The organism is Pseudomonas sp. AB6, from assembly GCF_034314105.1.
Lineage (GTDB): Bacteria > Pseudomonadota > Gammaproteobacteria > Pseudomonadales > Pseudomonadaceae > Aquipseudomonas.
Genome location: NZ_JAVIWJ010000001.1, coordinates 1,934,615 through 1,959,455 on the forward strand (window position 1 = coordinate 1,934,615; position 24,841 = coordinate 1,959,455).

At 55.5% G+C, this 24,841-nt stretch carries 26 protein-coding genes; 2 read left to right on the forward strand and 24 right to left on the reverse strand.

Annotated elements, in window-relative coordinates; genetic code table 11:
• Window positions 1–76: 76 nt before the first annotated feature.
• Window positions 77–1,657 carry a flagellar hook-length control protein FliK gene (locus RGW60_RS09195; protein WP_322203996.1) on the forward strand — a complete coding sequence of 527 codons (1,581 nt, stop codon included), beginning with the start codon at window positions 77–79 and terminating at the stop codon, window positions 1,655–1,657.
• Window positions 1,657–1,980 (forward strand): EscU/YscU/HrcU family type III secretion system export apparatus switch protein, encoded by a 324-nt coding sequence (locus tag RGW60_RS09200; protein ID WP_322203998.1) that lies wholly within the window; start codon window positions 1,657–1,659, stop codon window positions 1,978–1,980. The genes RGW60_RS09195 and RGW60_RS09200 overlap by 1 nt, the downstream gene beginning before the upstream one ends.
• Before the next feature lie 75 nt (window positions 1,981–2,055).
• Here the strand turns inward: RGW60_RS09200 and RGW60_RS09205 are convergent, their stop codons facing one another.
• The 24 genes from RGW60_RS09205 to fliM all read right to left on the reverse strand — a co-directional run bounded on the left by RGW60_RS09205 (window position 2,056) and on the right by fliM (window position 24,834).
• The gene (locus RGW60_RS09205) at window positions 2,056–2,943 is read right to left on the reverse strand and encodes a LysR family transcriptional regulator (protein WP_322204000.1); all 888 of its coding nucleotides are present in this window, start codon (window positions 2,941–2,943) and stop codon (window positions 2,056–2,058) included.
• A 57-nt stretch (window positions 2,944–3,000) separates the two neighbouring features.
• The gene (locus RGW60_RS09210; protein ID WP_322204002.1) at window positions 3,001–3,753 is read right to left on the reverse strand and encodes an Asp/Glu racemase; all 753 of its coding nucleotides are present in this window, start codon (window positions 3,751–3,753) and stop codon (window positions 3,001–3,003) included.
• A 21-nt stretch (window positions 3,754–3,774) separates the two neighbouring features.
• Entirely contained in the window at window positions 3,775–5,094 is a 1,320-nt protein-coding gene (locus RGW60_RS09215) for an MFS transporter (protein ID WP_322204004.1), read from the reverse strand.
• A 214-nt stretch (window positions 5,095–5,308) separates the two neighbouring features.
• Window positions 5,309–5,713: a DUF2802 domain-containing protein gene (locus tag RGW60_RS09220; protein ID WP_322204006.1), complete on the reverse strand. Its 405-nt coding sequence runs from the start codon at window positions 5,711–5,713 to the stop codon at window positions 5,309–5,311.
• On the reverse strand, window positions 5,714–6,193 hold the full coding sequence (locus tag RGW60_RS09225; RefSeq protein ID WP_322168526.1) for a chemotaxis protein CheW: 480 nt from the start codon (window positions 6,191–6,193) through the stop codon (window positions 5,714–5,716).
• A gap of 55 nt (window positions 6,194–6,248) precedes the next feature.
• On the reverse strand, window positions 6,249–7,082 hold the full coding sequence (locus RGW60_RS09230; RefSeq protein WP_322204008.1) for a CheW domain-containing protein: 834 nt from the start codon (window positions 7,080–7,082) through the stop codon (window positions 6,249–6,251).
• Window positions 7,083–7,169: 87 nt separating this feature from the next.
• Window positions 7,170–7,958, reverse strand: a complete 789-nt coding sequence (locus RGW60_RS09235) for a ParA family protein (RefSeq protein ID WP_322204010.1) — start codon at window positions 7,956–7,958, stop codon at window positions 7,170–7,172.
• A 45-nt stretch (window positions 7,959–8,003) separates the two neighbouring features.
• Window positions 8,004–8,891 carry a flagellar motor protein MotD gene (gene motD / locus RGW60_RS09240; protein ID WP_322204012.1) on the reverse strand — a complete coding sequence of 296 codons (888 nt, stop codon included), beginning with the start codon at window positions 8,889–8,891 and terminating at the stop codon, window positions 8,004–8,006.
• A gap of 10 nt (window positions 8,892–8,901) precedes the next feature.
• Window positions 8,902–9,642: a flagellar motor protein gene (locus tag RGW60_RS09245; RefSeq protein WP_322204014.1), complete on the reverse strand. Its 741-nt coding sequence runs from the start codon at window positions 9,640–9,642 to the stop codon at window positions 8,902–8,904.
• Window positions 9,642–10,781 (reverse strand): chemotaxis response regulator protein-glutamate methylesterase, encoded by a 1,140-nt coding sequence (locus RGW60_RS09250; protein ID WP_322204016.1) that lies wholly within the window; start codon window positions 10,779–10,781, stop codon window positions 9,642–9,644. Before RGW60_RS09250 ends, RGW60_RS09245 begins: the two co-directional genes overlap by 1 nt.
• A 51-nt stretch (window positions 10,782–10,832) precedes the next feature.
• Window positions 10,833–13,043: a chemotaxis protein CheA gene (locus RGW60_RS09255; RefSeq protein ID WP_322204018.1), complete on the reverse strand. Its 2,211-nt coding sequence runs from the start codon at window positions 13,041–13,043 to the stop codon at window positions 10,833–10,835.
• A gap of 31 nt (window positions 13,044–13,074) precedes the next feature.
• Window positions 13,075–13,863 carry a protein phosphatase CheZ gene (locus RGW60_RS09260; RefSeq protein ID WP_322204020.1) on the reverse strand — a complete coding sequence of 263 codons (789 nt, stop codon included), beginning with the start codon at window positions 13,861–13,863 and terminating at the stop codon, window positions 13,075–13,077.
• A gap of 19 nt (window positions 13,864–13,882) precedes the next feature.
• Window positions 13,883–14,257: a chemotaxis response regulator CheY gene (locus tag RGW60_RS09265; RefSeq protein WP_322184084.1), complete on the reverse strand. Its 375-nt coding sequence runs from the start codon at window positions 14,255–14,257 to the stop codon at window positions 13,883–13,885.
• A 256-nt stretch (window positions 14,258–14,513) separates the two neighbouring features.
• Window positions 14,514–15,254, reverse strand: coding sequence for an RNA polymerase sigma factor FliA (gene fliA / locus RGW60_RS09270; RefSeq protein WP_322168512.1), 741 nt, complete (start codon window positions 15,252–15,254; stop codon window positions 14,514–14,516).
• A complete protein-coding gene (fleN, locus tag RGW60_RS09275) occupies window positions 15,251–16,084 on the reverse strand; it encodes a flagellar synthesis regulator FleN (RefSeq protein WP_322204022.1) in 834 nt (277 codons plus the stop codon). The genes fliA and fleN overlap by 4 nt, the downstream gene beginning before the upstream one ends.
• A 110-nt stretch (window positions 16,085–16,194) precedes the next feature.
• The gene (gene flhF / locus RGW60_RS09280) at window positions 16,195–17,526 is read right to left on the reverse strand and encodes a flagellar biosynthesis protein FlhF (protein ID WP_322204024.1); all 1,332 of its coding nucleotides are present in this window, start codon (window positions 17,524–17,526) and stop codon (window positions 16,195–16,197) included.
• Between the two features lie 11 nt (window positions 17,527–17,537).
• The gene (gene flhA / locus RGW60_RS09285; RefSeq protein WP_322204026.1) at window positions 17,538–19,667 is read right to left on the reverse strand and encodes a flagellar biosynthesis protein FlhA; all 2,130 of its coding nucleotides are present in this window, start codon (window positions 19,665–19,667) and stop codon (window positions 17,538–17,540) included.
• 237 nt (window positions 19,668–19,904) lie between these two features.
• Window positions 19,905–21,041, reverse strand: a complete 1,137-nt coding sequence (gene flhB, locus RGW60_RS09290) for a flagellar biosynthesis protein FlhB (RefSeq protein ID WP_322204028.1) — start codon at window positions 21,039–21,041, stop codon at window positions 19,905–19,907.
• A 1-nt stretch (window position 21,042) separates the two neighbouring features.
• Window positions 21,043–21,828: a flagellar biosynthetic protein FliR gene (gene fliR / locus RGW60_RS09295; protein ID WP_322204030.1), complete on the reverse strand. Its 786-nt coding sequence runs from the start codon at window positions 21,826–21,828 to the stop codon at window positions 21,043–21,045.
• A 4-nt stretch (window positions 21,829–21,832) separates the two neighbouring features.
• The gene (gene fliQ / locus RGW60_RS09300; protein WP_322204032.1) at window positions 21,833–22,102 is read right to left on the reverse strand and encodes a flagellar biosynthesis protein FliQ; all 270 of its coding nucleotides are present in this window, start codon (window positions 22,100–22,102) and stop codon (window positions 21,833–21,835) included.
• Between the two features lie 16 nt (window positions 22,103–22,118).
• The gene (fliP, locus tag RGW60_RS09305; RefSeq protein ID WP_322204034.1) at window positions 22,119–22,877 is read right to left on the reverse strand and encodes a flagellar type III secretion system pore protein FliP; all 759 of its coding nucleotides are present in this window, start codon (window positions 22,875–22,877) and stop codon (window positions 22,119–22,121) included.
• The gene (gene fliO / locus RGW60_RS09310; RefSeq protein WP_322206880.1) at window positions 22,877–23,257 is read right to left on the reverse strand and encodes a flagellar biosynthetic protein FliO; all 381 of its coding nucleotides are present in this window, start codon (window positions 23,255–23,257) and stop codon (window positions 22,877–22,879) included. The genes fliP and fliO overlap by 1 nt, the downstream gene beginning before the upstream one ends.
• Window positions 23,258–23,337: 80 nt before the next feature.
• Complete coding sequence (gene fliN / locus RGW60_RS09315) at window positions 23,338–23,805, reverse strand: flagellar motor switch protein FliN (protein ID WP_322204036.1); 468 nt, start codon at window positions 23,803–23,805, stop codon at window positions 23,338–23,340.
• Window positions 23,806–23,865: 60 nt separating this feature from the next.
• Complete coding sequence (fliM, locus tag RGW60_RS09320; protein WP_322204038.1) at window positions 23,866–24,834, reverse strand: flagellar motor switch protein FliM; 969 nt, start codon at window positions 24,832–24,834, stop codon at window positions 23,866–23,868.
• Window positions 24,835–24,841: the final 7 nt, after the last annotated feature.

Here is a 24,841-nt window from a genome sequence, read left to right on the forward strand (position 1 = left end):
CCTTCGCAGACGGGGCGGCATTATACATGTCATGTCCTACTTTCAAGAGGGCAATTTCGACAGGTTGTAACTCTCCATGACTGGCGACATCAGTAGCCTCCCACCGCTTACCCCCTCCACCGCTCTGATCAAGGCTGGTGTTGCACCGACTGATGTTCTCAAATTGCTTCAACCGGCAGCAGGGTTGTTGGCGGCTGGCGAAACGGTAACGGCGCAAGTCGTCACCACAACGCCAATAGATCAGACGTTTCAGCTGCTGTTACGGCTTAATCTGGCAAGCGGTGGACAAACCCTGATACAGGCCTCCAGCCCGCAGCCGTTGGCGGTAGGCTCCAATTTATTGGTGTCGCAACCCACGCCCAGCAGCCTGGCAATTACCGTGCAACAGAGCTTGAATTCGGCAGTTGCCAGTTTGTTGGCAATCGACACCAAACAACTACCGGTCGGCACCTTGCTGCAAGGCACCGTACAGAGCAGCCAGGCATTGCCCCCCGCCCTTGGCCAGCCTGCGCTGTTTCGCACCATCATCACCTTGATCAACACCGTACTCGCTGGCACTAGCCTGACGATTGACAGCCCTCAGCCGTTGGCGGTTGGCAGCCAGCTCAACGCACAGGTACAAGGTCCGCAGTCCCTGAGTTTCGTGCAATTGAGCTCACGTCTGGATCAGATGGCAGTGTCCCAGCAGCTCAGTACTCAGCAAAGCCGCCAAGGGTCGCTAGACGGCTTGTTTAAGGTGCTGCAAAACGTCCAGCAAAATCAAAGCCTGCCACCGGCCTTGCAGGCGAGTATCAATACGTTATTGGCCAACCTTCCCAATATTCAGCAATTGAGCGACCCCAAAGTTGTTGCGCAAGCGTTGAATGGCAGCGGTGTATTTCTTGAAGCCAATCTCCTGGGCAGCCGAGCCGTGGCGGCCGGTCCAGACCTGAAAGCCAATCTACTGCGGCTGATTTCGCAGATCATTGCGAATGTCCCAGACAACACCGATTACGACGCCGCAGCGGCCGCCAATACCATGGCTCGGGTTATGCCGAGCTTTATCCGCAACGCGCTAGGCACACTTGGCTTAGTCGGCGCACGCCCACAGCACCCCAGTAGTTTTCCTATCCCTTCGCGTTACTTAGGGTCTGAAAACGCGCAAGACCTGGAGACCATCCTGAAGCTCGCGGCGGCAGCCATCTCCCGCCTGCAAAGTCACCAATTGTCTGGACTTGAACAGACCCGAACTACCGCGGACGGCAGCCTGCTGACCACCTGGCAATTGGAAGTCCCGATGCGTAATCTGCAAGACATCGTGCCGCTACAGGTCAAAGTCCAGCGTGAAGAAACATCGGATCAGGATGAGGCTGCTGAGAAATACGACAACCCGAGCAAGCCCGCGAAAGCGAAGCTATGGCGGGTTGAATTAGCATTTGATTTAGAGCCGCTGGGGCCGTTGCAGGTTCAGGTACAGCTGGTACGTGGCAGTCTGTCCAGCCAGCTTTGGGCCGAGCGTTCAGAAAGTGCCGAGCTGATCGCGAGTGAATTGGGTTACCTGCGCGAACGTCTGGTGGCATCGGGCATCGATGTCAGCGAGTTGGCCTGCCATCGCGGTACGCCGCCGCAAGGCCCGCGCACCGCCCTTGAACAACGCTGGATCGACGAGACCGCCTGATGACCCAATCCGAACACCACCCGCGTCAGGCCATCGCCCTCAGCTACAACGGGCAACAAGCACCGACCCTCACAGCCAAAGGCGATGACGAATTGGCGGAGACGATCCTGGCCATCGCCCGGGAATACAACGTCCCTATCTACGAAAACGCCGAGCTGGTCAAACTGCTCGCCCGCATGGAATTAGGCGACAGCATCCCGGAGGTGCTGTACCGCACCATCGCCGAAATAATCGCGTTCGCTTGGCACTTGAAAGGTAAGTTTCCGGAGGGCCGTGACCCGGACGCCGAGCCGGTGGAGCGAGACATCACGCCGACCGCCTGACAAACCGCATTGATCTCTTCGCCCATGAGTTGGCTTCCAAAAAATCGGGGGCACACATTTTCTGCGTAAGATTTTTCAGGTCTCCGACGCCAGCATATGATCAAACAGCAACCGCGCAGTGACCGACAACGCCTCCCGAGAACGCACACACATAATCAGTTCACGGGTGGCCCAGGGCTCGTCCAGCGCGAGGGTTTTTGCATGTTCAATGGCATAAATATCGACGCTGCCCTGAGGCAATATGCCGATCCCGATTCCCGCTTGAACCATCAAGCACAAGGCGTCGTAACTGGACACCTCCATGCGCAGCTTGAGCGATCTGCCTGCATCGCTGGCCGCTTTGATCATCTGAAAATTTAAATGGGTGCCGCTACGTAACGCCACATATTCATAATCAAGGGTGTCGGCGAAGGTCACGCTGTCGCGGGCGGCCAAAGGATGACCATCGGGCACCAGCAATACCAACTGATCCGTGCGGAACGGATACACCTCGACGTCCGAGCCATGCGGTAATCGGGTGAATACCCCAATGTCCGCAAGGTTTTCCGCGATGCCCTTGGTAATCGCCAGACTTTGCTTTTCTTCCAGGGTGATCTGAATCTGCGGATAAAGGTCCATGAAAGACTTTAGCAGCGAGGGCATGAACTGAGTGATGGCCGAGATGTTGGCGAGCACATGGATAGAGCCGCGTCGACCGTGGGAATAATCGTGCATCTGCACGACGATCTCATTCAGGTTGTTGAGCACGCTACGGGCCATGTACAGCAAAGAAATGCCTGCGGCCGTCGGGGTGATGCCCTTGTTGGTGCGTACCAGCAACTGCGAATTGAGCAGCTCTTCCAGCTCACTCAAGCGTTTGCTGACCGCCGCTGCCGCGATGTGTTCGCGCTTGGCGGCGGCGGCAATCGTGCCTTCTTCAATGACACTGACAAACAGGCGTAACGATACGGGATCAAGTTTCATGGGGGCCAGCAGGCTCAACTGTTTGGACTGCGCCGATGGTACCCCTTTACGTCTGTATCAGAACGCGCCTGAAAGCAGATAACCCGCGTTTGGCACTTGGGCTTTGAGGCCCAGGGTTTTCAGTATCTGGTAAACGGTGGCGACTGACGCCGACAGCACCGGCATGTCGATACGGTCTTGAACCACCTGGATAGCCGCCAGCGATGGCATTTGCACACAGGCCGAAAGCACCACGCCGTCCGCTTGGCCGATGTTCAGGCGGTCGGCGTGCGCCACCAGATCCATCGGGTCCAAACGACCTACCGCGAGGTTGTCGGAGACTTCCAAACTGATCGAATCGGTGACTTCAATCCCGGCGGCTTCAATGTAGTCGATCACTTGTTGGGTAAGCGGCTTCATGTAAGGGGTGATCAGTGCGACTTTTTTGTAGCCCAGCACATTCAAACTGTCGATCAGCGCGCCGGCCGAACTCAGCACCGGAGTCGGCGCATTGTTGCTCTTAACGGTTTCGCTCAGACGTGCCTGGGACACTTTGTGATAACCGGCGCCTTGGCACATGATCGCTACCAGGCAGGCATAAGCCATGACGTCGACCCGAGCATCGCTCAGTTCCAGGGCACAGCGATCGCTGTCGACGTCCATTCTTTTAAGCTCTTCAGGGCTCACATTCATCATTCGCATGCGCGCGGAGTGAAAGGTGAAATGCTCCTCTGGGAATAACGAATAACGCGAGGTCAGCATCGCCGGGATTTCGGTTTCCATGGTGGTGTTGGAGCTTGGAACGATTTGGCCGATACGAAAATTTTTCATGGTTCAGTCCTTTTCTAGAAGTCAGTTTCCGCTGGTCAGTTGAGCGCCCTTGGTTTCCTGAAGCGTGAACACCATGACGGCGGCGATCGCATAAGAAACAGAGGCCAGAGAAATGGTCGCGGTGAAGCCCACAAGCGGGATCAAAATAGGCACCAACTTGATCCCGGCAATGGCGCCGACACGACCGAAGTTGAAGCAAAAACCTGACGCGGTGGAGCGAATGCTGGTCGGGAACAGTTCCGAGTACCACGAGCCGAAGCCGCTGAAGTAGCCAGTGAAGAAGCCCAGTAATGCGGCCAGGGAGCCGAGGGTGATTACGTTCTGGGTGGTGAACAGCAGTTTGCCGTCGGTCAATGGCATCAGCGTCGCCGAGTAGGCAAACACCGGCACCATGATCGCCATGCCCGCGAAAAAGATCGCAAATGAAAGACGTCGGCCAATTGCTTCGGCCAAATAGCCATACGCCAGGTAACCAATAGTCGCGCCGATGCCGATCCAGATCACAAACACCGGCGCTTGATCAATACGCACGTTGAGGATGTTCTGCAGATAGGCCGGCATAAAGGTCATGATGATCCAATAGCCATACATACCCAGCACCGAAATGCTTAAGCCCAGCAGGGTCATTTTCAGGTATTGCGGGGTGAAAATTTCCATCAACCGGCCTTTGCTGGCGTTCTTACTCATGAATTCGCGATTGGCCAGCCAGACAGGCGACTCTTTGACGAAGAGCATGATGAATACCAGCGTGAAATAGGCTGGGATCGAGGCGTAAATGAACAGCGAGCGCCATGACTCCGGATCGTTGGTCTTCAGAAAGGTCCAGGCGAATATTGCTGCCAGCAGACCACCGCCCGACCAACCGGTTTGCATCACCGCGAAGGCCTTGGCCCGTCCGGCCGGCGGCCAGATTTCCGATACCAGTGCCGCAGCGGCGGACCACAGGCCGCCTACGGCGATACCGACACAAAAGCGGCAGACGTTAAGTTGCCATAAGCTGTCGGCGTAACCACAGAGCAGGGTTCCAGTACCGTATACAAACACCGACAACAACATGGTTTTTTTTCGGCCTATCTTGTCAGCAAGGTTACCCAGGAAAAAGCCACCAATCCCGGTCGCCAGCAGGAACCAGGCAACGGTGGAAACGACATCACCCATACCGACCGAAAAACTTTTCGCCACGGCCAGCAGGACAAAGCCAAACACCGTGGCGTCCAGCGCGTCGAACAACCAAGCGGCCCAAGAGCCTCCCAGCGTCAGGTAACGTTCACCTTGTGTAAGGCTGTTAACGCCCGTCGTAGCAGAGGGTGCTGCAATCGGTCTCGCGGTCATGGTTTTCATCGCATTCTCTCGTCGTGATCGACTTATTGTTTTTGCGGAATCACTCAGCTTCAGCGGTACTGAATGAGCATTCATGTGAGAGGGATACTAAAAGCGGGGATTTAGCGCGTATATCAGGCATTGACGAGCTTGCCATCGCGTATGGCGATGGCAAGCACTTGAAAAGTATTTTTTGCAGAAGAATTCGAAGCTTTCTAGGCCGTAAAGGTGTGCCCTACCCGCGCCGCGGCGCCTCGTGCATTTTGCTCATCAACTGAGCTTCCGCCTGAGTCAATCCGCAGGATTGGGTCAGTTCGTCGACGCTGGCACCCATGCCGACCAAACGGGCAGCTTGGGCGAAGGACAACGTGGACGGATCACGCTGCTCAAGTTGGCTCAACTTGTCCGGTAACGGCGCTACGATTGAGCGCAATTCATGCAAGTCTTCACCCATACGAACGGTGCCGCTCTGGTAATTATCCAGACGTCTGCCTAAGTCTCGGATGCGTTGATCTCGCACCGCGTCGCCCTCGGCCTGCTGCGTCAGCAATAACCGCTGGCGCTTGGCGTCGGACAAGAACAACACCAACGAGAGCACCCAAAGGATGCCCAGGAAAATAACAGCTGCCTCAAGAATCAATCAGATGTTCTCCAGGTCCGACCACTCTTCTTCCGACATCATTTTGTCCAGCTCAACAAGGATCAGCAGCTCACCGTTCTTGTTGCATACGCCCTGGATAAACTTGGCGGACTCGTCATTTCCTACGTTTGGTGCGGTTTCGACTTCAGACTGACGCAGATAGACCACTTCCGCCACACTGTCGACCAGAATCCCGACCACTTGTTTGTCCGCTTCGATGATCACGACGCGGGTGTTGTCGCTGACTTCAACCGGGGCCAGACCGAAACGCTGGCGGGTATCGATCACGGTCACCACGTTACCGCGCAGGTTGATGATACCCAGCACATAGCTTGGTGCTCCCGGAACCGGTGCGATTTCGGTATAACGCAGCACTTCCTGAACCTGCATCACGTTGATGCCATACGACTCGTTATCCAAGCGGAACGTAACCCACTGCAGGATAGGATCTTCGGAACCTTGTGCTGACGACTTATTCATACCCCTAACCCCTCAAGTGTTTGCTGTACAGACGGCACTGAGCGCCGCCCTATGATTATTTTATAACGCCCATTTGCTTGACCGCGCCACTGGCTATCAGCTCGGCCAATTCGGAAACATCCAACAATGCGCACATGTGTTCAATCACTGTGCCCGCCAACCAAGGGCGTTGGCCACGCTGGCTGCGCCATTTTATTTCGTTGGGGTCCAGGCGTATCGAGCGGCTAACGTGATGCACGGCCAACCCCCACTCATAACCCTGAACAGAAATAACGTATTGCAAGCCCTGGCGGAAATCATCGCGATAGCGGTCCGGCATTACCCAGCGCGCGGTGTCGAGTACCTTCAAGTTGCCGCTTTGGCTGGGCAAGATCCCCAGAAACCAGTCCGGCTGGCCAAACAATGGTGTTAGCTCAGCCCCGGCCAAGGAATAGATCGAGCCCAAGCACACTAACGGCACGGCCAGTGTCAAGCCGGCAACATCGAACAACAAGCATTCGAAGGGCTCGGCAGCCCACGCGGGGCGGTCGTCTTTGGCCAGCGCAGGTGGTGTGCCGTGACCCGAAGGGAGAGAGACGTCCACTGCGGAGTTGAACATGGTCACCGAACGCTCAACAACTGGCTTCGCTTCGATCACCTTGGGCACAAGCGCCACAGGTGCGGGCAACGCCACCTCATGAACCACGCTCGGCACAGGCACGGCAACGACAACCGCCGCCAACGCCGCGCTAACCACCGCATCACGAGCTTGCTCTTCGAGCACCGCAGCCTGGAACTCATCCAGGCCGGAACTGACCGTCAGCTCTTCAGTGGCGTCTTGAAGCAACGCATCCAAATAAGACTGCAGCGCCAGTTGTGGCCGTGTTGCGATATCGACAGGGCGGTTCATGACTCAGATCCGAAAATATTACCTTTATGGTTTATCGGCCGTGCCGGCATCCGACTTGAATGTGTCGGCAACTGAGCCATACGCACCTCAGGCGACCTGCGCGACAAGTTGTTGGGACAGCAAATCTCTGAGCAGCGCTCGATACGCCAGCACGGCCCGACTCTTATTGTCGAACTGCGAAGGGGTCAAGCCCACCCTGCTGGCATCACGCAGTCGGGTATCAATCGGCACATAGGCTTTCCAGATATGTTCCGGGTAGCTGTCGCGCAGCACTTTTAGCGTGCCCATGGACGCCTGAGTGCGGCGATCAAACAATGTCGGGACGATGGTGTAAGGCAGCGCGACTTTGCGTGATCGGTTAATCATTGCCAAGGTGTTAACCATCCGCTCCAAGCCTTTAACGGCGAGGAACTCGGTTTGCACTGGAATCACTAATTGCTGACTGGCCGCAAGAGCATTGACCATCAACACACCCAGCAGCGGCGGACTATCGATGATCGCGTAATCAAAATCTTGCCAGAGTTGCGCCAAGCTTTTGGCGATCACCAGGCCCAAACCACTTTGGCCCGGTGATTGGCGTTCAAGCACCGCTAGGGCAGTGCTCGACGGCATCAATGAGATATTGTTATCGCTGGTAGGTAGCAGCAGTTGACCGGGCAAGCCGTCCGGCACCAACCCCTTGTGTAAAAACAGATCGTAAGCACTGTGCTCGAGCGTGTCCGGATTGTGTCCGAAGTAGCTGGTCATGGAGCCATGGGGATCAAGATCTACAACAACCACGCGCTTACCCGCCTCAGCCAGTAAACCCGCTAAAGCGATTGAAGAAGTGGTCTTACCGACGCCACCCTTTTGATTGGCTACTGCCCAAACTCTCATGGTGCTTTTTCCTCCCGGCATTCCATTGACCCTACCGAGAATTGACTATAAGGCGGGCGGCGGAGAATTGACGGCGTTCGCGCGTACCGGCGGTGTTATTCGGGGCTTTGCAGTTTGTGTGCCAGCACGCCTCAGTGCCGCGTCGGGCTTGGCATTGGCGCTGCCAGAGCCGGTGAGGCTGCGACGAACTTCCAGATTGCGGGAAATAACCAAAACCACCCGACGATTGTGGGCACGTCCTTCAGCGGTGGTGTTGGACGCCACCGGCTGAAACTCTCCGTAGCCGACCGAAGCCATACGAGCCGGATTGATCCCGTCAATCGCCAGCATGCGAACGATGCTAGCTGCTCGGGCGGACGACAACTCCCAGTTCGTTGGGTACTGAGCGGTTCGGATCGGCTGGTCATCGGTGAAGCCTTCGACATGTATCGGGTTGTCAAACGGGCTGATGATCTTCGCAACTTTTTCGATGATATTGAACGCTGCGTCACTGGGCATCGCATCACCGCTGCCGAACAACATACTGGAATTGAGCTCGATCTCGATCCACAACTCGTTGCCCCTGACGGTCATCTGATTTGATTTGATCAGGTCACCAAAACCGTCGCGCACGTCGTTGGCAATGGTTTGCAAGGGTGTAATAGAACTCTGAGCAAGGCCGGCGTCGACCTCCTCGCTGTCTTTGATCAGTGGCAAGGAGGGCGTGATCGTCAGTGGTTTTTGGTCGCCAACAGGAATTGGCTTGAGGCTGCGATCAGGCTCATTAAATGCGCCGATTAGCGCCTGTGACAGCACCTTGTATTTGCCTTCGTTAAGTGAAGATATCGAATACATGACCACAAAAAACGCAAACAGCAAGGTGATGAAGTCCGCGTAGGACACCAGCCAACGTTCATGATTATCGTGCTCTTCAACTCGACGCCGACGGGCCATGGCTAATCCATCACTCCATGAAGCCTTGCAGCTTCAATTCGATCGAACGCGGGTTTTCACCTTCGGCAATAGACAAAATGCCTTCAAGCAACATTTCACGGTACCGTGACTGGCGAATAGCAATCGCTTTAAGCTTGTTGGCAACCGGTAGAAGGATCAAGTTGGCCGAGGCCACGCCGTAAATCGTGGCGACGAAGGCCACTGCAATACCGTTACCCAATTGGCTTGGATCAGCCAAGTTACCCATCACATGGATCAGGCCCATAACCGCGCCAATAATGCCGATGGTCGGCGCGTAGCCGCCCATACTTTCAAATACCTTGGCGGCCTGGATATCACGGGTTTCCTGAGTGATGAAATCCACCTCCAGAATGCTCCGGATCGCTTCGGGCTCAGCACCGTCAACCAGCAACTGCAGGCCTTTGCGCGCGTACTGATCCGGCTCTGAGTCGGCGATGGATTCCAGCCCCAGCAAGCCTTCCTTGCGTGCGGTTAGGCTCCAGTTGACGACGCGATCAATACCGCCAGATAAATCAATCCGTGGCGGAAACAGAATCCAGCCGACAATTTGGATTGCGCGCATGAACGCACTCATTGGCGCCTGCAACAATGCCGCTGCCATGGTGCCGCCTAACACAATCAGGGCTGCTGGACCGTTGAGCAATGCACTCAGGTGGCCGCCTTCGAGGAAGTTACCGCCGATGATCGCGACAAAAGCAAGGATGAGACCAATAAGACTCAGTACATCCATCAGATGCACGCCTCAACGAGGTGCTTGCCAATTTCATCCAAACCGTACACCGCATCGGCGAGGTTAGCTTTGACGATGGCCATTGGCATGCCATAAATCACACAACTCGCCTCGTCCTGCGCCCAGATATGGCTACCACCTTGCTTGAGCAGCCGAGCGCCTTCACGACCGTCAGCGCCCATACCCGTGAGGACCACCGCCAGCACTTTGTCTCCGTAGGATTTGGCTGCAGAACCGAAGGTGATATCGACACACGGCTTGTAGTTCAGACGCTCATCGCCGGGCAGAATCTTTACCGCGCCACGGCCATCAATCATCATCTGCTTGCCACCAGGCGCTAATAAAGCCAGCCCAGGGCGCAAAATATCCCCGTCTTCTGCTTCTTTCACGCTGATCTGGCACAGCTTGTCTAAACGCTCGGCAAACGCCTTGGTGAATGCTGCGGGCATGTGTTGAATCAATACGATCGGTGCCGGGAAGTTCGCCGGCAATTGCGTCAGCACACGCTGCAACGCCACGGGACCACCGGTTGACGTACCAATGGCCACCAACTTGTAGGCTTTGCGCTTGGGGGCAGGTGAATAATGAGCCGCAGGCGTGTGAGGAGTTACCGCCCTAGCCTGCACGCTACGAGGGGCAGCGGATGCGTTACTGAAACCGCTGGCCGTTGAGGTTGAGCCGGACGACGATGAAACAGCCGACCCAGCGGTTGGCGGGGTCGGTGAGCTATAGCCATTAAACCGACTGCGCGACAGAGTGTGGATCTTTTCGCACAGCAGTTGTTTGACCTTCTCTGGATTGCGCGAGATGTCTTCGAAGTTCTTTGGCAGAAAATCAACCGCACCCGCATCCAGCGCGTCCAGGGTGACGCGAGCGCCCTCATGGGTCAGCGAGGAAAACATCAGGACTGGTGTCGGAATGCGCTGCATGATGTGTCGCACGGCCGTGATGCCGTCCATCATTGGCATCTCGTAGTCCATGGTTATCACGTCAGGCTTGAGCACCAGCGCTTGTTCGATTGCTTCCTTGCCGTTAGTTGCAGTACCGACAACCTGAATATTGGGATCAGCAGAAAGAATTTCCGAGACGCGGCGGCGGAAAAAACCAGAATCGTCCACCACAAGCACTTTAACTACCATAAACACTCCGTAGGGTATTGCGGGCGTTTATCACCACCCGCAAACCCAGAATCAAATACGCCGAGCGGCGTAGCGCTTGAGCATGCTCGGTACATCGAGAATCAAGGCAATCCGCCCATCACCGGTAATGGTGGCGCCCGACATGCCCGGCGTTCCCTGTAGCATTTTGCCCAGCGGCTTGATCACCACTTCCTCCTGGCCCACCAGCTGATCGACAACGAAGCCGATGCGCTGAGTACCCACGGAGAGAATCACGACATGACCTTCCCGTTGTTCTTCATGGGCAGCCGAAGCGACGAGCCAGCGTTTGAGGTAGAACAACGGCAAGGCTTTTTCACGAACGATGACCACTTCCTGGCCATCGACGACATTGGTTCGCGACAAGTCGAGATGGAAAATCTCGTTGACGTTGACCAATGGAAAAGCGAATGCCTGGTTGCCCAACATCACCATCAGGGTCGGCATAATCGCCAAGGTCAACGGCACCTTGATGACGATTTTCGAACCTTGGCCCTTGGTCGAGTAGATATTGATCGAACCATTGAGCTGGGCGATTTTGGTTTTCACCACGTCCATGCCCACACCACGCCCTGACACGTCGGAAATCTCGGTTTTGGTCGAAAAACCCGGCGCGAAAATCAAGTTGTAGCAGTCGGTGTCGCTCAAGCGGTCAGCGGCATCTTTGTCCATCACGCCACGCTTCACGGCGATGGCACGCAAAACACCAGGGTCCATACCTTTGCCGTCATCGGAAATCGACAGCAGGATATGGTCGCCTTCTTGTTCCGCCGAAAGAATCACGCGACCGCAACGCGCCTTACCCGACGCCTCTCGCTCCTCCGGGGACTCGATACCATGATCGACCGCGTTGCGCACCAAGTGGACCAACGGGTCTGCAAGCGCCTCAACCAGGTTCTTGTCCAGATCGGTTTCTTCGCCCACCAGTTCCAGGTTGATTTCTTTCTTCAACTGACGCGCAAGATCTCGGACCAACCGCGGGAAGCGTCCGAAAACTTTTTTGATCGGCTGCATCCGCGTTTTCATCACCGCGGTCTGCAAATCTGCGGTAACCACGTCCAGGTTCGACACTGCCTTGGACATGGCTTCATCGCCACTATTGAGGCCCAAACGAACCAAGCGGTTACGCACCAATACCAGCTCGCCCACCATGTTCATGATTTCGTCGAGGCGTGCGGTATCGACTCGCACGGTGGTTTCAGCTTCAGAGGCTGCAGGTTTTTCCGGCGCGGCTTTGGCCGGGGCAGCGACTGCCCTGACAGGCTCGGGCACATGCGCGACAGGAGCAGCGACGGGCACGGGGGCAGCGGCGGGCGTCGATGCGGCGATCTTCGCGACCGCTTCAGGCTCGAACTTGCCCTTGCCATGCAGCTCGTCCAGCAGTGACTCGAATTCGTGATCGGAAATCTGATCGCCACCGGGCGCTTTGTTTGGCGCAGCGACGGCTGCCGGTGCCGTGACTGCCAGTGCATCTGCAGCGAACGCCCCCTTGCCATGCAACTGATCGAGCAACGCTTCGAACTCGTCGTCGCTTATGTCATTGCTAACGGGGGCGGCGACCATAGCCACAGGCGTGATAGGTTTTGCATCGGCGGCAAACTTGCCTTTGCCATGCAACTGATCGAGCAGCGAATCAAATTCAGCGTCGCTGATCTCGTCGCTGGCAGCAGAACCACCGGCATACGCTGCGACCGGAACCGCCACTGTTGGAACTGATGCCGAGGCTTCCGCTTGCGCTTTGACCGCATTGAGCGAATCGAGCAATTGTTCGAATTCGGTATCGGTGATGTCCACAGGGGTGTCGGCCGGTGTCGGCTCAACACTGACTGGCACGGCGGCAATACTTGCTTTGGCGACCGGCTCAGCCAGACGTGCCAATGCGGCGAGCAATTCTGGAGTGGCCGGGGTCACATCGGTACGTTCACGCACTTCGGTGAACATCGCGTTGACTGCATCCAACGCCTCCAAAACTACGTCCATCAATTCCGAGTCGACGCGACGCTCGCCCTTACGCAGGATATCGAAGACGTTCTCGGCGATGTGGCAGCACTCCACCAACTCATGGAGTTGGAGGAAGCCGGCGCCCCCTTTTACAGTGTGAAAACCGCGAAAAATCGCATTGAGCAACTCCGCATCATCAGGACGGCTTTCCAGCTCGACCAGTTGCTCGGACAATTGCTCGAGAATTTCGCCGGCCTCTACCAGAAAATCCTGAAGGATCTCTTCATCGGCGCCGAAGCTCATTGGGTGCTCCCTAAAAATTCAATCAATCGACCTAGAAGCCCAGGCTGGATAGCAGATCGTCAACATCATCCTGACCGGATACAACGTCTTCACGCTTATCGGCATGAATCTGCGGACCTTCACCCTGAGACAGATTTTTTTCTTGATCTTGTTCTGTACGGATCGATTGATGGTCATGTTCGATCCCTGCAAAGCGATCGACTTGGCTGGCCATCAGCACCAGTTTGAGCAAGTTGCTTTCCACTTCCGTAACCAGTTGCGTAACGCGCTTGATCACCTGACCGGTGAGGTCCTGGAAGTCTTGAGCCAGCAAAATATCGTTGAGGTGGGCGGAGACTTCGCGGCTGTCTTTCTCGGTACGCGCCAAGAAACCCTCGACACGTCGAGCCAGTTCGCGAAACTCTTCGGCACCGACTTCGCGACGCATAAAACGCGCCCAATCCTCACTCAAGGCACTGGCTTCAGTACTCAGCCCGCTCATCAGTGGCGTGCTTTCTTCTACCAGATCCATTGTGCGGTTAGCCGCATTTTCAGTCAGCCGGACCACATAAGACAGACGATCAGTAGCATCAGTAATCTGAGAAACTTCTTTGGCTTGCGGCATGTTCGGGTCAATTTGAAAATTGACGATCGCATTGTGCAGCTCACGGGTCAGTTTGCCGACTTCCTGATACAGGCCCCGGTCACGTGTCTGGTTTAGCTCGTGAATAATTTGTACCGCGTCGCCAAAGCGCCCTTTTTCAAGGCTTTCGACCAACTCGTGTGCATGTTTCTTCAGGGTCGACTCGAAGTCGGCCTCGGTTGAATCTGTGTGCTCCATAGAGCCCCCGCGGCGGACATCAGCTATTGACGCGCTCGAAGATCTTTTCGATCTTTTCTTTCAGCACTTGGGCCGTGAAGGGCTTGACCACATAACCATTAACACCAGCCTGAGCGGCTTCGATAATTTGGTCACGTTTGGCCTCGGCCGTCACCATCAATACTGGCAAGTGTTTGAGACGATCATCTGCGCGTACGTGGCGCAACAAATCGATACCGGACATGCCAGGCATATTCCAGTCAGTCACCAGAAAGTCGAAGTTACCGCTTTGCAGCATCGGCAACGCAGTAGTCCCGTCGTCCGCTTCTGCCGTGTTGGTGAACCCAAGGTCACGCAACAAGTTTTTAATGATCCGCCGCATCGTTGAGAAGTCATCAACGATGAGGATTTTCATGTTTTTGTCCAAGTCGACCTCCAAGCAGTCTTTAACGCATTCAGCACCTGAATACGCTGTTCAATCAAAACCGGCACAGCACACCTGGGCTGCACGAAAACGACGACGGGCTTGGTAAATCAACACGCCGGAATCGGCACAGAAAGGCCCAAGGGACTTTCTGACCGGCTTCCGCCTAGTCTTATGCTTCGCACGCAACGCTTTGCACAGCCGGCTTACGGACAATCCGCGACCAATAGGGGTCACGCTTTGCCCATCAACGCGCTCGCCATTCTCCCAAACGCCCTCGCAAACGAGCTGCGCACTGGCTGTGTAACTGACTGACCCGCGATTCGCTAACCCCCAATACCTCACCAATTTCTTTGAGGTTAAGCTCTTCGTCGTAGTACAGCGCCAACACCAGACGCTCACGCTCCGGCAAATTGGCTATGGCATCCGCTAACGCGGCCTGGAAGCGTTCATCCTCCAGATCGCGTGATGGCTCAAGCTGAGCGCTTGCGCCATCCTCGTGCAGCCCTTCGTGTTCGCCGTCCTGTAAAAGGTCGTCGAAACTGAACAATCGACTGCCCAAGGTATCGTTCAAAATCCCGTAATAATCATCAAGACTCAATTGGAGTTCGGCCGCAACTTCGTGATCTTTAGCGTCACGACCTGTTTTAGCTTCAATTGATCTAATCGCGTCACTGACCATGCGCGTATTGCGGTGCACTGAACGCGGGGCCCAATCGCCCTTTCGCACTTCATCGAGCATGGCGCCACGGATACGAATCCCGGCATAAGTCTCGAAACTTGCGCCTTTGGTGGCGTCATATTTGGTCGAAACTTCAAGCAAACCAATCATGCCGGCCTGGATCAGGTCTTCAACTTGTACACTGGCTGGCAAACGGGCCAGCAAGTGATAGGCGATACGTTTCACCAGCGGCGCATACCGCTCGATCAGCTCGTACTGGGAGTCCTTGGACGCCTTGCTGTACATGCGATAGCCGCTGGCTGTCATAGGACCGGTCCTGCACTCGTCTGATGTACGAGCCGTTCAACGAAAAACTCAAGATGTCCACGCGGATTGGCTGGCAACGGCCAGGAATCGACTTTCTGCGCGATGGCCTTGAAAGCCAAGGAGCATTTGGAACGTGGAAAAGCCTCGTAAACTGCCCGTTGCTTTTGCACGGCCTTGCGTACGCACTCGTCGTAGGGCACCGCGCCGACGTATTGTAAGGCAACGTCGAGAAAGCGATCTGTGACCTTGGTCAACTTGGCGAACAAATTGCGGCCTTCCTGAGGGCTTTGTGCCATGTTGGCCAACACTCGGAACCGATTCATGCCGTAGTCGCGGTTCAGCAGCTTGATCAATGCGTAGGCGTCAGTAATAGACGTTGGCTCATCGCACACCACTAGCAGCACTTCTTGAGCTGCGCGCACGAAACTTACCACTGACTCGCCAATACCGGCTGCTGTATCAATCACTAGTACGTCGAGGTTGTCGCCAATATCGCTGAACGCCTGAATCAGCCCGGCGTGTTGCGCAGGCGTCAGGTGAACCATGCTTTGAGTGCCTGAAGCCGCTGGCACGATACGAATCCCGCCAGGACCTTGGAGCAACACATCACGCAGCTCGCAACGCCCCTCAATCACGTCGGCCAGCGTCCGTTTGGGGGTAAGACCCAGCAAGACATCGACGTTTGCCAGACCTAAATCGGCGTCCAGCAACATGACACGGCGGCCAAGCTCTGCCAGCGCCAGTGATAGATTCACTGAAACGTTTGTCTTGCCAACGCCACCCTTGCCGCCGGTTACTGCGATGACCTGTACGGGATGCATGCTACCCATTTTAGTTCTTTACCTTGACTTGCTTAGACCGAGGCCACATCAACGATTGCGCTTGCGTTGTAGGAACAACGTCGGCGCCCCTTGATGCAGGTACATTCCAATGTCTTGCCTTACCCAACCCGCTTGTTCGGGCTGTGATAAAGATCCGCGAACATATCCGCCATAGCTTCTTCGCTTGGTTCTTCCTGCATTTGCACGCTGACCGCACGACTGACCAGCTGGTGCCTACGCGGCAAATGCAAGTCGTCCGGTATACGCGGTCCATCCGTGAGATAAGCCACTGGTAACTCATGACTTATCGCCAAACTCAACACCTCTCCCAGACTGGCAGTTTCGTCCAGCTTGGTGAGGATGCAGCCCGCCAGCCCACAGCGTTTGTAGCTATGGTATGCAGCAGTTAGAACTTGCTTCTGACTGGTAGTTGCTAACACCAGATAATTACGTGCTTTGATACCCCGACCCGCAAGACTTTCCAGCTGCATACGCAGGGCTGGATCGCTGGCTTGCAGGCCGGCGGTATCAATCAACACCACTCGCTTGCGCAATAGTGGTTCCAACGCTTGGCCCAACGACTGGCCAGGGTCAATATGAGTCACCGACACATTGAGGATCCGACCCAGGGTTTTAAGCTGTTCCTGAGCACCAATCCGGTAGCTATCCATGCTCACCAATGCAATGTTCTGAGGACCGTATTTCAAAACATAGCGTGCGGCCAGTTTCGCCAGGGTCGTGGTCTTGCCCATACCAGCCGGGCCTACCATGGCGATCACACCACCTTCTTCCAGCGGCTCTACATCCGGGGTCACAATCATCCGCGCCAGGTGCGCCAACAACATGCGCCAAGCTTGACGCGGCTCTTCAATGTCAGTGGTCATCGCCAGCAAGTCCCGCGACAGCGGACCCGACAAACCAATGCGTTGCAGGCGACGCCACAGGTTGGCCTGCTGCGGCCGACTGCCTTGAAGCTGATTCCAAGCCAGCGAACCAAGCTGCACTTCGAGCAATTCACGCAGGCCGTTCAGCTCTGAACGCATCGACTCATAAGCTTGTAGCCCGATCATCGGCTCGCTGGCAGCGCTTGCCATCGGTGCCGCAGTAGCGCGTCGAGGCTCTTCGAAGGTCGGTTCTATGTGCGTCTCGCCAGAATCCGAGGATGCGCCGGTAAACAAATGGCGGTTGATCAACGAATCATTGTCACCACGGTTACCCAGCTCAGCCTGAGCAGAGACAATGCGCGACTGGGTCTTACGCAATTCGTCTTCAAGCTCAATGTTCGGTACACGTGGCGCCAGTGCGGAAAGCTTGTAATCCAAGGCAGCAGTCAGCTCCACGCCACCCGCAATGCGGCGGTTACCAATGATGGCGGCGTCAGCGCCCAGCTCATCACGAACCAGCTTCATGGCTTGACGCATATCGGCGGCGAAAAAACGCTTAACTTGCATGACTCACTACCTCAGCCGTTTGGCCCGACAGTCGCGACGATCGTGACTTGTTTGTTGTCGGGAATTTCCTGATACGCCAGCACATGCATGTTCGGTACAGCCAGCCGTCCAAACCGTGACAGCATTGCGCGAACCGGTCCTGCGACCAACAAAATCACCGGTTGCCCTTGCATCTCTTGGCGTTGTGCAGCGTCTATCAACGACCGCTGGAGCTTTTCAGCCATGCTTGGCTCAAGAAGAACACCCTCTTCCTGCCCCTGACCAGCCTTCTGAAGACTATTGAGCAATATCTGTTCCAACCTTGGCTCAAGGGTGATCACAGGCAGCTGCGGCTCAGTACCTACAATGCTTTGCACGATTGCGCGGCACAACGCGATGCGTACGGCGGCCACTAGCGCGGCGGTATCTTGACTCCGAGGGGCCGCATTGGCGATCGCTTCAGCGATGCTACGGATATCCCTGACAGGAACCTGTTCCGCCAACAATGCTTGCAGCACTTTGAGCAACGCAGAAAGCGACAAAATTCCCGGGACCAGCTCTTCAGCCAATTTCGGCGAACCTTTAGCCAGCAATTGCATCAACTGCTGCACTTCCTCATGGCCGATCAGTTCATGGGAGTGTTTATACAAAATCTGGTTAAGGTGGGTCGCGACCACGGTACTAGCGTCTACCACGGTATAGCCCAACGATTGCGCTTGGCTGCGCTGACTGACCTCGATCCACACTGCTTCCAGACCAAACGCAGGGTCTTTGGCGGTGATACCGTTGAGCGTACCGAACACTTGCCCAGGATTGATTGCCAGTTCACGGTCCGGGTAGATCTCAGCTTCGGCCAGGGTCACGCCCATCAATGTCAAGCGGTAGGCGCTGGGGGCCAGGTCGAGGTTGTCGCGAATATGCACAGTGGGCATCAAGAAGCCCAACTCTTGCGAGAGCTTCTTACGTACACCTTTGATTCGCGCCAGCAGCTGACCACCTTGATTACGGTCCACTAACGGAATCAGGCGATACCCCACTTCCAGACCGATCATGTCGATGGGCGTAACGTCGTCCCAACCCAACTCCTTGGAGTCCTGCGCGCGCGTCGGCGAAGGCAACAGCTCCTGTTGCCGCTGGACCTCCATCAAGGCATTGACCTTGACCATGTTCTGCTTCTTCCACACCAAGTAGGCAGCACCGCCGGCGATCAGGCCCAAACTGATAAACGACAGGTGCGGCATGCCCGGCACCAAGCCCATTACCACGATCAAGCCGGCAGCCACCGCTAACGCTTTAGGTGAGGTGAACATCTGCCGATTGATTAGCTTACCCATCTCTTCCGATCCGGAAGCACGGGTCACCATGATCGCGGCGGCCGTTGACAGAAGCAGTGACGGCAATTGCGCCACCAAACCGTCACCAATGGTCAACAGGGCGTAAACCTTACCCGCATCAGCAAAAGACATGTTGTGCTGGAAGACACCGACTGCAACACCGCCAATTAAATTGATGAACAGAATCATCAAACCGGCAATGGCGTCGCCGCGTACGAATTTGCTGGCGCCGTCCATCGAACCGTAAAACTCAGCTTCTTGGGCGACTTCCAGACGACGATGCTTGGCTTGAGGTTGATCAATCAAGCCGGCGTTGAGGTCGGCATCAATAGCCATCTGCTTACCGGGCATAGCATCGAGGGTGAAGCGCGCGCTCACCTCGGAAATCCGCCCGGCACCTTTTGTCACAACGACAAAGTTGATGATCATCAGGATCGCGAAAACCACTATACCAACCACATAGTTACCGCCGATTACCACCTCGCCAAACGCTTGAATCACCTTACCGGCAGCAGCGTGACCCTCTTGACCATGAAGCATGACCACGCGGGTAGATGCGACGTTGAGCGCCAATCGCAATAGCGTGGCCACCAACAGGATGGTGGGAAATACCGAGAAATCCAGTGGTCGCAGAGCGTATACGCAGACCAACAAAACCACGATCGACAGCGCAATGTTGAACGTGAAGAATACGTCGAGCAGGAACGGTGGGACAGGCAACATCATCATTGCCAACATGACCAACAGCAGCAGCGGCACACCCAGGTTGCCGCGACCGATGCTAACCAGGTTGCTACGCGCTGCGTTGATTAATTGAGAGCGATCCACCAATTCTTTTCCTGCCCGCTAAATCAAACTTTTGACGCCAAACGCGCCATGGCAAGGGCACTGCAAGAAGCTTTCCAACTATTGGGAATCAGGGAAAAACAAGCTGCTATCGGAGGCCGCGAGACATATTCCAGCCCTCGCCAGCCCTTACAATTGACCAGTGCTTAAACCCAGATCTACCTGGCGGTGAAGTTCGCAGGCATGTCTGACTGGCACAGAGAGAGAGAGTACTCAGTGCTAAGAGTCGCGCTGAAGGTCGGACGGAATCGGCAGGTCGCCGAGGGGATCGGGGCGTTTGCCTTTACCGGCGCGGTATTGGCGGATTTGATAAACGTAGGCCAACACTTGCGCCACCGCCAAGTACAGCCCGGCGGGTATTTCCTGATCCAGTTCGGTAGAGTAGTAGATCGAGCGTGCCAGGGCGGCTGACTCAAGCACCAGAATATTGTGCTCACCCGCAATTTCGCGGATTTTAAGCGCTAGAAAATCATTTCCTTTAGCCAGTAACATTGGCGCCCCGCCCTTCTCGGGATCATATTGCAGCGCCACGGCGTAGTGGGTCGGGTTGGTGATGATGACATCCGCCTTGGGAACTGACGACAGCATGCGTCGCTGAGACATTTCTCGTTGTAACTGACGAATTCGCTGTTTGACCTCAGGTCGACCTTCGCTGTCCTTGTGTTCGTCGCGTATCTCCTGCTTGGTCATCATCAGTTTTTTGTGGGCTTCGTATATCTGAAACGGAACGTCCACCGCCGCAATAATAATCAACCCGCACGCCATCCATAGAGCACTCCAGCCCAACAATACGATGCTGTGGATAATGGCCGACTCCAGAGGTTCGTGGGCGATAGAAATCAGGTCGTTCTTGTCCTTCTCCAACACGAATAACGCCACCATCAGGGTGATGGAAAATTTCGCAATGGACTTCAGGAGCTCGACCAACGCATGAGTCGACACCATCCGTTTGAGGCCCGATAACGGGTTCATTCGGCTAAACTTGGGCGCCATCGAACTGCCCGAGAATATCCAGCCGCCCAGCGTGATAGGGCCTAATACTGCCGCTAACACCATCACCAGCATCAACGGCTGAATGGCGACCAGCGCAGCTTTACCAGCGTTGAGAAAATATAAGCCCATGAAGTGATCGTCCATGATCACTTCGCGCGACAGAGTGAAGTTGGTACGCATCAGATTGAGCATCATTTGTGCGATCTGGCCACCGAACACCAGCAAGCTCCCTGCGCCAGCCATCGTAACGATTAAGGTGTTTAACTCCTTTGAGCGGGCCGTCTCGCCTTTTTCGCGGGATTCTCTGACCCGCTTATCCGTAGGGTCTTCTGTCTTGTCCTGGCCATTCTCGTTCTCAGCCATATCAGCGCGCCCTAACCAGACCGCGTAACAATTCCAGCGCGTTGGCGACTAGCGGCGGAAATTGATTAAGCATGTCGCCTAGGGTCATCCACAGGATCACCATCCCCAGAACCAGAGTCAGCGGAATGCCAATGGAGAACATGTTTAGCTGCGGTGCCGCACGGGTCATGACGCCAAACGCAACACTGACAATCAGCAAGGCGGTAATGGCAGGCAGCACCAGCAACAACCCCGCGCCTAATACCCAGCCAAAACGACCGGCCAGCTCCCAGAGGTGTCCGACGTCAAGGCCGCTGCCAACCGGCAAAGTAGTGAAACTTTCCACCAAGACTTCGAACACCACCAGATGACCATTCATGGAAAGAAACAGCAGGGTGACCAGCATGCTGAAAAACTGCCCGAGAACCGCTACCGAAACGCCGTTAGTGGGGTCCACCATTGAAGCAAAACCCATACCCATCTGGATCGAGACAATTTGCCCGGCGATGACGAAAGCCTGAAAAAACAATTGAAGGGACATGCCCAACATGGCACCGATGATGATCTGCTCCGCAATCAGCAGCAGCGCACTGAGGTCCAGCGCGTGGACTTGCGGCATGGGTGGCAGGCTGGGCGCAATCACGACGGTAATTGCCAGCGAGAAATATAACCGCACCCGCGCTGGCACTAACGTCGTGCCAAAAATCGGCATGGTCATCAACACAGCCGCGACCCGGAATAGCGGAAGCATAAAGCTCGCCACCCAAGTCCCGATCTGCGTGTCGGTCAGGGCAAGTACAGAGGGCATGTCGTCAACCAATCACAGTAGGAATGCTGCCGTACAGCGATTGGATGTACTCCATGAACACCCGAATCAACCAAGGTCCGGCGACAATCAGCGTGATCAACATCACCAGCAAGCGAGGGAGAAAGCTCAAGGTTTGTTCGTTGATCTGGGTCGCCGCCTGGAACATAGCCACCAGCAGTCCGACGATCAGGCTCGGGACTACCAATACCGACACCATCATGGTGGTCAGCCATAACGCGTCGCGAAATAAATCGACGGCAACTTCTGGCGTCATTGCAGGCTCCTTTTTCTCATGGCGATACACCCCCGAAACTGCTGGCCAGCGTGCCGATGATCAAGGCCCAACCATCCACCAGTACGAACAACATGATTTTGAACGGCAATGAAATAATCAGCGGTGACAGCATCATCATCCCCATTGCCATCAACACACTGGCGACGACTAGGTCGATGATGAGAAACGGGATGAATATCATAAAACCGATCTGGAACGCGGTTTTAAGTTCGGAGGTCACAAACGCCGGAACCAAAATCGTTAAGGGCGCCTGATCCGGGCTGGCGATATCGGTGCGTTTGGACAAACGCATAAACAGGTCCAGGTCGCTCTGACGGGTTTGTGCCAACATGAAGTTCTTGATAGGCACTTGCGCCTTCATCACTGCGTCTTGTGCCGTAAGTTTTTCGGCTAGATAAGGCTGCAACGCATCGACGTTCACCCGATCAAAAACCGGCGCCATGATAAATAGGGTCAGGAACAGCGCCATGCCGGTCAAAATTTGATTCGACGGCGTCTGCTGCAAGCCTAAGGCCTGACGCAGAATTGAGAAGACAATGATGATCCGGGTGAAACTGGTCATCAGCATAACGAACGCCGGGATAAAACTCAGCGCGGTCATGATCAGCAGAATCTGCAGATTGACCGAATATTCCTGCGCGCCGTTGGCACCGGTGGACATGCTGATCGCCGGGATCGTCAACGGATCTGCAGCGAACACCAAAGGCGCGGCCATTACCAGCAGCAGCGTCAATACGATGCGCAACGCGGTCATTACTTCTTATCCTTATAATCCTTGCCCAGCAGCTCCATCAGACGCTGGGCGAATTCTGGCGTGGCGTTTGTGCTGTCAGGCGCCTGTACTGGCTCTTTAAGCACATGTAATGGCGTGATTCTCCCCGGTGATATCCCAAGTAAAATCTGTTCCTTGCCGACTTGCACCAACACCAACCGATCACGGGGGCCAAGTGCCCGCGACCCGAGCAATTCGATCAGTTGACCATTGCGCGGACTGGCACCCTGAACCCGACGCAATAGCCAGGCGAGCCCGAAGATCAAGCCGACAACCAACAACAGGCCAAGTACCAACTGCGTCAACTGACTCCCAATGCCGCTGCTGATCATTGTGCTAGCGGGCGTTGCAACCGCCGGCATGACCGGCTCGGCCGCCCACGCACCCACTGTTGTTACCACACTGAGCAACAGGCCGGACGTCACGCTGAGAAGCTTGCTCACTAGCGTAACTTCTTGATGCGTTCGCTAGGGCTGATCACATCCGTCAGGCGGATCCCGAACTTTTCGTTGACCACCACCACTTCACCGTGAGCGATCAACGTGCCGTTAACCAATACGTCCAGCGGCTCACCAGCCAAACGGTCGAGTTCGATCACTGAACCCTGGTTAAGCTGTAGCAGGTTACGAATGTTGATGTCGGTACTGCCCACTTCCATGGAGATGGAAACCGGGATATCCAGAATTACATCCAGGTTCGGACCATCCAGAGACACGGCGGCATTGCTCTTAGCCACGCTGCCGAATTCCTCCATCGGCATGCGATTTGAGGCTGAAGCACTACCGGCATCGGCAGCAAGCAGGGAGTCGATATCGTCTTGGCTGGCGTCACCGGATTCTCCCAGTGCAGCGGCCCACTCATCGGCCAATGCCTGATCTTCAGCAGAGGTTATTTCTTTTTCATCGGCCATCGGTTGTCCTCGGCGAGCTTTGTTTCGTTAAAACAGCACGTAGTTCTGCTGAAATTGATATCAGCGGCGTTCGATCGGTTCGATCACTTGCAACGCCAGGTGTCCTTTGTGTGTTCCCAGTTTGACCTTGAACGCAGGCACGCCGTTGGCGCGCATGATCAGTTCTTCAGGCAACTCCACCGGAATCACATCACCCGGCTGCATGTGCAGGATGTCGCGCAGGCGTATCTGACGACGGGCGACGACGGCGCTCAAAGGCACGGCGACATCAAGCACGTCTTCTTTAAGAGCGTTGACCCAGCGCTCGTCTTGGTCATCCAAATCAGACTGGAAGCCGGCGTCGAGCATTTCGCGTACGGGCTCAATCATCGAGTAAGGCATGGTCACGTGTAAATCGCCGCCACCGCCGTCGAGTTCGATATGGAAGGTGGAGACCACCACCGCTTCGCTCGGGCCAACAATGTTGGCCATGGCCGGGTTAACTTCGGAATTCATGTACTCAAAGCTCACATCCATGATGGCCTGCCAGGCTTCTTTGAGGTCTATAAACGCCTGTTCAAGCACCATCCGCACGACACGTAATTCCGTCGGCGTGAATTCGCGGCCTTCAATTTTGGCGTGTCGCCCGTCGCCACCGAAGAAGTTATCCACCAGCTTGAACACCAGCTTGGCGTCCAGAATAAATAAGGCTGTACCACGCAAAGGTTTGATCTTGACCAGATTCAAACTGGTCGGAACGTACAGCGAGTGCACGTACTCCCCGAACTTCATCACCTGAACGCCGCCCACCGCAACATCGGCCGAGCGCCGCAACATGTTGAACATGCTGATTCGGGTGTAACGGGCAAAACGCTCATTGATCATTTCAAGCGTTGGCATCCGCCCACGGACGATTCGATCCTGACTCGTCAGGTCATAACTTTTTACACTGCCGGCTTCAGCGGCGCTTTCGGTCTGGACCAGACCATCGTCGACGCCATGCAACAGCGCATCAATCTCTTCCTGTGACAGCAGGTCTTGCACGGCCATTGTCGTG